The sequence below is a fragment of the Paraglaciecola sp. genome (genome assembly GCF_039943935.1).
Taxonomy (GTDB): Bacteria; Pseudomonadota; Gammaproteobacteria; order Enterobacterales; family Alteromonadaceae; genus Paraglaciecola.
This window is the reverse complement of the sequence record NZ_JBDUZQ010000013.1, coordinates 1-11,009: the sequence shown is the minus strand read 5'-3', so window position 1 is coordinate 11,009 and position 11,009 is coordinate 1. Positions and strand designations below refer to the sequence as shown.

General features: G+C 39.5%; 9 protein-coding genes. All 9 read right to left on the bottom strand.

The features are described from left to right. Window positions 1-115 precede the first annotated feature (115 nt). The 9 genes from ABJD71_RS07475 to ABJD71_RS07435 all read right to left on the bottom strand — a co-directional run bounded on the left by ABJD71_RS07475 (window position 116) and on the right by ABJD71_RS07435 (window position 10,856). Window positions 116-853, bottom strand: coding sequence for a hypothetical protein (locus ABJD71_RS07475; protein ID WP_348166870.1), 738 nt, complete (start codon window positions 851-853; stop codon window positions 116-118). Between the two features lie 5 nt (window positions 854-858). Continuing rightward, entirely contained in the window at window positions 859-2,133 is a 1,275-nt protein-coding gene (locus ABJD71_RS07470; protein WP_348166867.1) for a hypothetical protein, read from the bottom strand. Beyond that, entirely contained in the window at window positions 2,130-2,750 is a 621-nt protein-coding gene (locus tag ABJD71_RS07465) for a hypothetical protein (protein WP_348166864.1), read from the bottom strand. Before ABJD71_RS07465 ends, ABJD71_RS07470 begins: the two co-directional genes overlap by 4 nt. Beyond that, the gene (locus tag ABJD71_RS07460) at window positions 2,747-6,442 is read right to left on the bottom strand and encodes an ATP-binding protein (protein ID WP_348166861.1); all 3,696 of its coding nucleotides are present in this window, start codon (window positions 6,440-6,442) and stop codon (window positions 2,747-2,749) included. Before ABJD71_RS07460 ends, ABJD71_RS07465 begins: the two co-directional genes overlap by 4 nt. A 1,189-nt stretch (window positions 6,443-7,631) precedes the next feature. After that, window positions 7,632-9,449 carry a serine hydrolase domain-containing protein gene (locus ABJD71_RS07455; RefSeq protein ID WP_348166858.1) on the bottom strand — a complete coding sequence of 606 codons (1,818 nt, stop codon included), beginning with the start codon at window positions 9,447-9,449 and terminating at the stop codon, window positions 7,632-7,634. 120 nt (window positions 9,450-9,569) lie between these two features. Then, window positions 9,570-9,821 (bottom strand): hypothetical protein, encoded by a 252-nt coding sequence (locus ABJD71_RS07450; protein ID WP_348166855.1) that lies wholly within the window; start codon window positions 9,819-9,821, stop codon window positions 9,570-9,572. Between the two features lie 134 nt (window positions 9,822-9,955). After that, on the bottom strand, window positions 9,956-10,249 hold the full coding sequence (locus ABJD71_RS07445) for a hypothetical protein (RefSeq protein ID WP_348166852.1): 294 nt from the start codon (window positions 10,247-10,249) through the stop codon (window positions 9,956-9,958). Between the two features lie 61 nt (window positions 10,250-10,310). Continuing rightward, the gene (locus ABJD71_RS07440; protein ID WP_348166849.1) at window positions 10,311-10,577 is read right to left on the bottom strand and encodes a hypothetical protein; all 267 of its coding nucleotides are present in this window, start codon (window positions 10,575-10,577) and stop codon (window positions 10,311-10,313) included. A gap of 36 nt (window positions 10,578-10,613) precedes the next feature. Then, entirely contained in the window at window positions 10,614-10,856 is a 243-nt protein-coding gene (locus ABJD71_RS07435; protein ID WP_348166846.1) for a hypothetical protein, read from the bottom strand. Window positions 10,857-11,009: the final 153 nt, after the last annotated feature.

Below are 11,009 nucleotides of genomic sequence, written 5' to 3'. Positions count from 1 at the left end.
ACATTCGTTGCTGCCTTAAGCCCGCCCCCTTTGTAAACATTAAACTCAATAATGCTTGCCAACCTTGAGTGCAATCACGCTCTAAACCCACTAAATATTTTTGCTGCTCATCAGGTTAATGCTGAGAGATTACATTACTTCTTAAAAACTCATAGCTGGGCAATAAAAGATGAGAACACTTCGCCGATAGTGCTAACCTCAAACCCGACAAGTCAAAGTCACCAAAATATACTACTGGTTTATTAGAGTCATGAACTCGCCATAATTTTAAGAACGATGAGGCAGCTTCAGAGTAATCACTGTCACCACGATAAATAACGAATACTTTGCCTAAGTTATGGGAAATGTGTGTCTGAAACATAAACCAATCATTAAAACTATCGCGATTTTCAACCATGATTAAAGCGTCATACCTAGATAACTTAATCTCGTTTATATTAATTTCAACGTTAACTTGATGACATGGGTAAAACTCACTGTGAAAGCCATCATAACTGGCTCCTTTTGTCACTGCCGCAAGAATAAGGTGCGCGGTTGGCTTTAACTTACCTTGTTTTTCATTAGTACTTTTTGTTGATGCAGTTTGATGATCATCTTGGCTAAAATCGGTAAATATATCTTCAGACATAGCACTCTGGTAAGCCTGTTGTATTTTATCTATGCCCTGTCGATTAAAACGATATTTTTTCCCATCAACGAGCCATTTTCCAGGAACAATATTTTCATTGTCACACCATCTAAGTATCTCTTTAATCGCTGCAACAGCAGTGGTGGAAGCCCTATCATCAACCATAAGCTTGGTGCTTTGCTCTAACAACAAGGCCTTAGCTTTAGAGGAGATCGAGGCTGACATACAGGTTAACCAACCGCCTGAAAATCACCAAAAAAGCGCATCCCTACCCTTACATCTTTAATGATATGCAGCTGATTAAAACGACTTTGAGGTGCGGCGTCTTTTTCAAGCATAAAACTCTGTTTATTCTGTTGCGGCAAGCCTTCGTATTCAGCCACAATTTGGAACAGCCAAATTTCTGGCTCCCAAGGCAATTCCTGCTCCGCTAGATAATCAACCCCACTCAGCGCTTCTGGGCTTTCTATCACTCGAATGAAGAAATCTTCTACGTCTTTAGCGAGTTGCTTTTGCTCTGTTGCTACTAAATTTTGCACAGCGACAGCAAACCCTTCGGTTTGGGTTTCTGATTGTGAGCCTTGTTCAGGCGCTCTGGGTACTGCTCTGGCGAGCTCTGCTAAAGCATAGCCATCTTGAGCCCTGTCTAAAGCAACAAAGGCGTGAGCTTTTATACCGTGAGCTTGATTAACGACTGCGGGCACCTCGCTACGGTTTGGATAGTCCCCCACTTGAAAATTCGGGTGTTGCCGCAAAAAAGCACTCATTCGATTAATTAGCAAGGCTCTGTCTTGTTGATGACGAAAACGCGCCATTAGCAATACTAGGCGCTTTTGAACCTCTAGTAAGGAGCCAGAGTGTTCTGAAATACGAGCTTGTAATTGACTAACCAGTAACTTTCGCAAGGCGCCGTCACTGCCCGCCAGCTGAATCAAATCATCAAAATTAATGATGCTAAACCCATCAAGTATGCGCCTTAACTGGCGCTGGGCGAGTTCAATTTCTAAAATTTTATCATCTAGACTACTGACAAAACCAAACTCAGTATTTAACCTGTGCCACAAACTTTCAATGGCATCACCAAATTGCCCTGTCATGTCATACACACGCTCAGTTAACAGTTGCATATGATGCTCAGTGGCAGCGTAATCACCTTTCTGACGGGCCGCTTGTAGTGATTGTACTCGAGTGTGAATTTGATCTAGGTGCTCACCTACATCGGAGTTGATTTGTCGCTTACGCTCATCTTGGGTCAAGCTAGCAATCAAATCATTTACATTTGGCCGCAATGCTAAAGGCTGCTGTTCATCAGGGCGCCATAAAATGCGACCATTAATCAACTTATCTAATGCCTGTACAGTAAAGGCAGTTTCGTCCACATGGCCTTGTAAATATCCTTGCATTAACGCTTCTGAATGTTTGCCAATAAGCTCTAAGCGCTCTTTTCCTAAATCAAAAAGGGGATTACTTTGTAGGGCATTATTTGACTTTGAGGGCTGATTCAAAACATTGCCTCTTGCTCGGGCACATCATCAATGGGCAGATTTTCTTCATCTTTGATAAAACGCACTAACTCAATAAGGTGCTCTATTTTCCCCGTCACAATATAGAACAGCCTATCTTTGTGAGGTTGATGTAAGTAACCCAGTTCTTTTATACGTTTAAACACTTGTTTAATTTGCATATCCACTTTATCACTAGTGGACTTAAATACCTTGTCTCCAGCAAGATGGGCTAGGCGCTGCATCAAAGATTGGTTATCAACCACTTTAGACTCAAAGTCTTGTAATTTAATGGTATCACCAGCACTTAAGGCTCCATCTCGACCTAAGGCCTCTTGAACCAACTGCATCCATTCAAGCATAGGTAACAAAGATTGTACTGTAGTTGAGAACTGCTGGCTTAAGTGGTGCCGTGCATTTTGACTTAAATCACAATACGCCAAAAAATAAACTGAGGCATCATCACTTTTTGCCACTCGCCTATTTAAGGGTCGTAAAAAGTGATTAAACTCTTCCACCAGCGCTTCGTTTTGTAATTTGTGAAAACTATGCTCATCAGTCACTGCGCAAATAAACTCGCCTTCAAGTAAACGTTCTAATAAAGGGCCATGTTCTATCATGCATTCACCTGCTCTATCTCTGTGGTTGATGCACTGTTTTGTTGTAAACGCTGTGCAATACGGCTGAGTTTAGGCTCAATTTTTTCTAATTGTTGTTTTTGTTTATCAATCAAATATCTATGTTTAAATAACATCAATACATCTGATTCAGGGTTCGGAAATGCCCCTAGAATATGGATATGATTGGTGTCGCAAGCCTTAAACAGTTTTTCCACATTGTGATATGCCAAGGTACCAATTTCATCAATGGGCCAATGAATATGAATATCAGCTTGGTTACGTAGTAAACGGGTAAAAGCTAATAAAAACTTACATAGTATGAGATACGCCATACCATGACTCGAAGACTCGAGTAATTGTCTGTCATTTTTAATCACTAAATCTGAGCCACCTTCATTAAGGTGTAATTCCAAACGTAGCAAAGACTCAATACTGTAATTAGCATCATTGGGCAGCACTTCAACAACATCTGCCAAATTATCTAAGTACGCTTCACTTGGCAGGTAATCATCAGATTTGTTCCAACTTTCATATTGCTGTGCAAAGCGTTTCAATGGAGCCCAGAAGTTCAGCTCATCCACAGTAGAAATGATTTTCACCTCTGAACGGGCAATACCGTCTAAACTTAAATCATCAGACACTTCTTCGGTGATGCGTTTACTTTGTTGAGCAATTTTTCGATTAATATCACTAAACACAGTAAAGAAGCGATTTAAGTCCCCCCCTATGGTTTCACCCTGCTCCACAATTTGTCGCTGACGAGACTCTAAAATACTCAATAGTCGTTGTAAAATAGGTAAACGATCACGAACATTAGCGTCTTCATCTAAAACCGCAAAAGCTTGATGCATGGTATCAAGAAAGTCTTTACCTGCATCTTTCCCAAGTACCGCCTCAAATTCAGTTAAGGATTCTTTTAATTTTTTCTCACCACGACTGCGGCTTTCCAACGCTTCATTCGCACGGCTTATTCGCTCAGCCTGATCACCAAGGTTAATGCTTACCTGATCTGATGGCTCAAAAGAAAATACAATATGACTCAGCTGCCGCACCATAGGCTCGATTTCGGTTATCAAAGAACTACAACTTGCTAAGGCTTTATCTGTTGCAGCAAGAGCAGTTGATAACTCAGCTCGTTTAGCTTGATACTGACTGACTAAGCTTGATTGCTGCTGTTGTAATTGTTGATTTAAAGACTTTAATTCTGCTTCTTGCTCTAATAATTCTGGTCGCTGCTTTAACCAATCAGTTTGCACAAAGGTTTTATATTCATTTAACTCATCACGCCTTACCACTACGCCTTGAATATGATTTTTTAATGCTTCGATTTGTTGTTTAAGATCTCGCAATGTATTGGGATCAATATCTTGGTCTGCCAGCTCTTGATTAAATGCATGTTCTAGCTGTTTAATTTGTTCACGGTTTTGCTGCCTTTTGGTCTCAACCTGAGAGTCTAATTCTTCAATTTGCTCATCTAAAATAGCTAACTCATCTTGCCAACCACTTTTAAATTCTAATAGTTGTTCTTCATAATCAGATTTTAATTCATCAATGGCACGTTGTTTTTGCGCCAATACTTGTTGTTTGTCGTCTAATAACTTCTGCAAGGCTTGTTGCGCGTGTTGTTTACGTTTGGCTAACGCTGCTTTTAATTCATCGGCAAAACGTTGTTTGGCGCTTTGCGCATAAGCAACTTCCTGCTCAGCTTGCTCAAACAAGCGATTTTGTTCAGCCACTGCTTCTCGCTTAAGTTCAGCTTCTTGATGACACTGGTCTAATTCAGACTCATTCTGTTTTTGCTGTTTTTCGGCAGCCAACAACTGTTTTAGAGCTTGCTCTAAAGCTAAACTCAATGCAGCTTCATCTTGAGCATAATCAGGCGCGTCGATAACACTTAGATTTAACTGCACACCTAATAAACTATTTAGTTCAGCTTCATTACTCTTACTTGATGCTAAAAGCTGGGGCGACAGATCTTTACGATCAAGCAAAGGCTCATTGATCAAGCGACCAATATCTTGCTCCCAACCTGGCTTATTGTCTCGCAGATATTGTCTTAAACTATCTTGTTCAGGTGATACTTGCTTATTTATTTGACTTAAGCGCTCTTTGGCTTGCCTAGTTGTTTGTCTGGCGTGCTGCAGGGCTTTATCAGCATTATCACGTATAGCTCTTTGCTGTTGATAAGCATTCTCTGCTTGCTGTTTGGCGCTAGATGTTTGCTGCCAAACACGCTGCGCTAGTTCTAAACGTTTATCCGCTAAGGTGCCATTTTCTATTTCTAACTCTGTGGGTGTGGCGAGCTTAGCTTGGTGCTCTTGGCGCACAATACTGCGCTCAAGCTCTAATAGTTCAGAATCAAACTCTGTGGACTGCTGCTCTTTTCGTAGCTCAAATTGGCCTCGTAACTCTAGCTCTTTCTCATTGTGGGATTGACGCTTAGCTTCTCTTTGTTGTCCAATAGTTTTAACTTGAGCCTGATTTTTACGAGATAACCGCTCTAACGACTCAGACAGTTTAAGTTTCTGCTGTTCAAGTTGACTCTGTAAATCCTTATGTTGTTCAATCAGTAAATTATATTGCTCTAACTTTTGCTCGTACTCCTCTCGCTTGAGAGGTAATGCGTCAGTATCTTTTTGCAGTTGATCAATATCTGAATCTTGATATTTCTCATATTGCTGTTGGATATGATCGAGCCGTGAGGATTTTGCTTTGAGGTTTTCAACGGTTTCGCTGACACGACTATTTAGTGCACCTTCAGCTAACTCAAAGGCACTTTTTTCACTACTCTGCTGACTTTTAATTTTATTGCGCTGTTCTTGGCCATCTGCTTTTTGAGTACTAAGAGCTTGTAAGTCTTTGTCTAAAACAGGTTTGAGTTGCAACAACTGGCTTTCAATGGCATTCAGTTTGTCGGTCTGTACTTGAATATTTTGATATTCACTTTGCATAGACTGTAACCGCATGGTCTGACGCATTTGCGTGATCCATTCTCGGGCCTTAGTATTTTTGACAGTAGTTGTGGGTTGAACCAAACCATCTTCTTCAAAAATTGCAGCTAACATAGTACGTAAGGTATCCATTTTACCTTCTTTAGCATGAACCGCACTGACTAGCTTTTCCATATGCCGAATACGATGCTGACTAGATACCAAACTATAACGACTAGCCAACTGCCTAAGCTTAGTGTTTTCACGCCCCACAGCTCTACCCACACTAGCATCATTTTGAATGATGCTACGAAACTCGCTAGTGGATTGTATTTTGTGAGAAAACTCAATACTCAGCTGACGCAGCTGCTTAATCCACTGCTCTGGTAACATAGCTTGTACATTGCCCTGTTCAGTATCTACCAATAATTGCTCTTGATGATATGGAGCAGCAACCAGACGATATTGCACACCATCGGTGCCTTTTCGAGTCAGTACCACTTGGCAATCTTGCCCGTCTTCTCTTTGATATTCGTAAATCAGGTAACTGTTGGCGTGGGGTAAATAGAAGTCATCAAATTTCTTACGAGTTTTAGGTACCACTTTACTAGGCAACTCACCATAAAACACAGGAATAAGGCGTTGTAATGTGGTTTTCCCAGACGCGTTAGTACCACAAATATTACTGTGGCCAGACACATCAAGTTCAACAAAACCAGGAAGGTGACAATTAATAAGAATAATGCGGTGTAATCCTGGCATAGACTTCCTTTATAAAGGGTAAAAATACAATGATTGTATAGGATGACGAATAACCAATATTAATATGGGCATTACACAGTTAAACAATAGCTAACTAAGACTTTGTTAAAAATCTATTATTCAAGATTTGATGGGCACTTTACCTGAGTAGCTCACATTTAAACTGGTAAGTTGAATCGATCAGTTTTGAGCTATTTCGGCTGACTTAAAAGAGCTAAAACCATCGGCTCTTTCATCTGTGCTAGCCCGTTCTCTGACTCAATATCAGCAGCCATTACACCGCCATGCATTCTAGGACTAAAAACATAATATTAAGCTGTGGAAAGAAAACCATCCAGATTATTACAAGCTCTTCGTAAAAGGCAGCCTCCCTATTGGCTTCTAGTACCTGATAGGTTTCTAAAGCAATGCCTGGGTAAGCATGCTCTGTGGCAAGTAATTAATGTGTGTTTTTTTGAACAAAAATAGGTTTTTCTACCGCCTCAAAGCAGCGGCTTTTACGAGTGTTTTTGCCGAAGGCAGCGAGTAAAATCCCCATATGCACTTGTTAGCGACGTTCAAGCAATTCTCTCGATCCGACAATTTTTGCAAAGTGGGTAAGATTTAATTAATGGCTCAATCTGCTCATTAATTTTGTTAAATGACTCGCCATATATGTAAAAAGCGGTCTCAGACTCCCCTTCCCAATAACTAGCTAGATTTCCAGCGCCTGCTGATAACCTTTCTAGTTCATCATATACATACTCAATGTCGCATTCTTCGTAAACATCTTGGTGCAGATTGACGCCATCTAGATAAACCGCTAGCCCTTCTAGGTCGCCAACCGAAATAGTTTCTTGAGAATCTTCTATGGTAATTTTAGAACCCTTAGGTGTACCGATATAGTCTAGTGTTTGTTTTAACAGCTCAATGACTTCAGGATTTGTATCTCTTACTTCTAATTCTATATCGCAGCTTTCAAATTCTGTTCATAAAAATCTACTCTGTCCTCTGGATTAAGTCGTGCATTCAATTCTATTATGATGAATTTAGAATATCTTTTCTTTAATAAACCAAACAATTTGGAAGGCTCCTCTGTAGTGTGTAGTGGCTAACGCCGCTATAAGCGGCTAAGTACACTTTGCTAAACTGCGCAAAGCGCGAGCAAACTGCACGTGTCCGTTTGATGGCCTTGTTAAAGCGCTACTCTTTATTGCCAAAATATAACGGGGAGCTGCCCCCAGAAAACCATTACTAAAACTAATTGTACCGATATCAAAATTGCCGCAACATCCAATTTAATTAGTTTACTTTGTAATTTTACTCTTAGAGAAATCCATAAAGAAAATAACAGTGTTAGTGGCAAAACTCCTGAAAGAAAAGCCAAGGAAACACTTGCCGCTGTAATATCACCAAATTGTAGAAAGGATTGCTGAACATAGAGGTATACAGGAAAGCTGAACAATAGTAGGTTTATAAATCCCCATTTTATTCGAACGAAACTTTCTTTGTCTCGTTTAATGACCCTAATTAACCCGACTAAAAATATATAAAACAGTCCTATTAGACCAAAGATTAAGCTTAACCAATAAAGTACCAATGCTATAATTGATGCTTGCTTAAACGTTTTAAGACCATCACTAAGAAACAATCTTCTCTGACTATCCCAATAGAAAACATGAGAAGCTTGTGTCCTGTTAACATCTCTAAATAAGTGATCGCCGACTTGAATTAAGCGCCTATCGGCATTTTGCAATGACTTCATTAGAAGGTGCTCGTTTGATTGTTCTAACCAAATAAAATTGAAAAGCATATCAATGAATTCAAATTCTGCCATGTTATTTGGAGATGGTAGATAAATGCCCTCCAACTTTGACAACCCAATTCCCTTTCCCGTGCTCTCTGCAATAGACGCTGACACCACGCTTAGTTTATTGATAAATAATTCATTAAACTTTTCATAGTCGGCAGTTTCGTTATCCGTGTTAGCGGCGTAAAAAAATCCCTTTTTTTCATCTGGAAAAAGGCAAATATAGGCTCTAAATCCGAATGTTGTACCCGGATGACACATGCCAAGCACGTTATGCCGATCTCTATTAGCAAACGCAAGGCCATGCCCAATATTCAGACCTTCTATATGTGCTTTAGTGTTTGAAGGATTAGTAAGCATTTTCATATGCTCAGGTTTTACAAAATTTTGACCATTTACTTTGCCTTCATTCAAAATAAAATTCATAAACTTAGCCATGTCAATGGCGGTAGTTGTGAATTGTCCCGAAGGTCTAAGATAGCTAGACACAGCAATTTGAGTAACATTATTTTCATGATAGCCCATCGCTAATAAAGGATCGGCGTACTGTCCTTGTTGGCTGATAAACTCAAAGCTACTGTCATACATTTCTAAAGGGGCTAAAAGGTTGTCATCGAGGAACTCTTCATAACGCTGGTTGGTTACAGCTTCTATAACCATTGCAAGTAATGTATATCCCATATTGGAATATGAGTATTGCGTTCCTGGTTCAGTTCTAATCTTTAATAAGTTTTGTCTGCTTGATTCAAAAGCTTTTCCAAGTGGCGTATTTGGTAAAGGTTTAGTGCTTAGTAACTGCCACATCCTGATATTGTCTAATCCAGCAGTATGATCGAGTAAGTTTTTGACCTTAATAGGTGAACGATGATCCCAAACATTGTCGAAGTTCAATCCTGGCAATAGTGCTTCAATATTACTATCTAATGAGAGTCTTCCTTCAAATATTAAATGGAGAACGCCCATTGCCAGAACCGATTTGGTAACTGAGCCTACATGCATTTTTTGTGCAGGCATCATATGTTCAAGTTTTGAAATATTTGCATATCCAACACTACCAACCTCAACATGCCCCTTTGAAATTGTTGACCAAGATAGTCCTACAATATCTTCAGTGTCGATAGTATTTTGGATTTCGGTTTCAATATGAGTATCGCTTTCGGCATAAGCAATATTTAATGAAAACAAAACTAAAAATAATGATAAGAACTTTGGGTGCATCAACTTCTCAGAATACGACTAGCGCTTTAACGCTTAACATATGGGGATTTTATGAGCGTTTTTCAGCGAGTAAAATTCCCGCTGATTTGGTTTGTTAGCTTTACTATACAAAACTAGCATTTACTTTGAAAATCTACCAAAGCACCAAGCAATTATTGAAATCTTAAGAGCAGGTAAAACGAGCCAGAAAATTATTGGTGTAATTACAATAAAAAGTACCGCTAACATACCTGATACAAACAAACCAATCAGCGGTAGCACAACAAATATTATCAGGGATAGAACTGCAGCTATGACACACATTGCGAAAAGTGAGAGTGCTACAACAGCTAACGGATTATCAACTTTTTTAGTATTTATGATTAGTTGCATATCTAAATTCCTTCTCTGTATAGCTAACGCTTTGCCAAGGGGCAAATGCGAACGTTGTTGGGCAGAGCCCAGTGAGTATTTGTCCCAGCCGCGCTTTTTGCGGCGATCTTAGGCAATTTGTTAGGTGCTGATTGTCAAAACGCATACTTATTTTCCGCACACTTCAAGCTTAGCACTAGTTTATCTTTATTTATCTCTGCAACAATAAAAGAGCTATATATCAAGTTGTAATCTTGATGAGGAGAGAAAAAGTGAATTTGATTTCCTTCATTCGTAACTTCCAATAATTCACCGTTCCGATAAGTCTGATATAGGGTTTTAACGTCCAATGGCTTTTTAAAGTCCATACATGTTGCGTAAAGCTCATTCACCTCGGAATTGGTGCAACTTGCTAACAACAACGTGAATAAAAGTATGACTGTACGCATAAGCACCTAACGCTTCGAATAGGCGGCGTGCGCTGTTTGCGCGTCGGCCCTAATTTGTTTGTTATAAGGCAATTGGTACAAAGTTAAAGCCTTTTGATTTTAGAGCGATAACATCACCACTTTGCATTTCTATTTTGTACAACTCATTGTCCATTGAAAGTGTATTAACTGAGCTTGATTCACCCCATTCACTTAAATGTGGAATATGTAAATCCGAGCAACCTTCAAATATCAACTGGTAAGAGGTAGTGCTTTTTAATTCGAGCGTATAAACAGAAAACGTTAAGCTGACCGTACTATCATCCCAGTTATAGTGAACACTTTTCAACGTTGCAGCGAGTAAAAGTCCCGCTGACTTTGTTTGTTAGGTGTTTTTTTGATTGGTAGATCCACGGTATAGCCTAAAACCATATCCCCCACCAACTATGGCGCCCAATGGAGTCGTTATTAAGGCGAAGACCCAAAGCCATCCTAGACTTGTTTGATCCTCTACAAACTGGGCTAACATCCATGAGACTACAAATAATCCCCAAAATCCTATCAAACCTCCCAATCCAACGCCAATTAGCGTAAGGGTGATTTTAATTAGAAAACTAGTGACACCCATTTACGAAAACACCTAACGAGGCTGTAGATTAACCCGTTTTAAATTTATTTAATTCATCCACAAACGATATCTGAGTTCATATTCTGATTCAATCTATTACTCAGTTTACCTTCAAGATAAAGAAGTGGTGATTAAATATTGTTTTGAAGGATG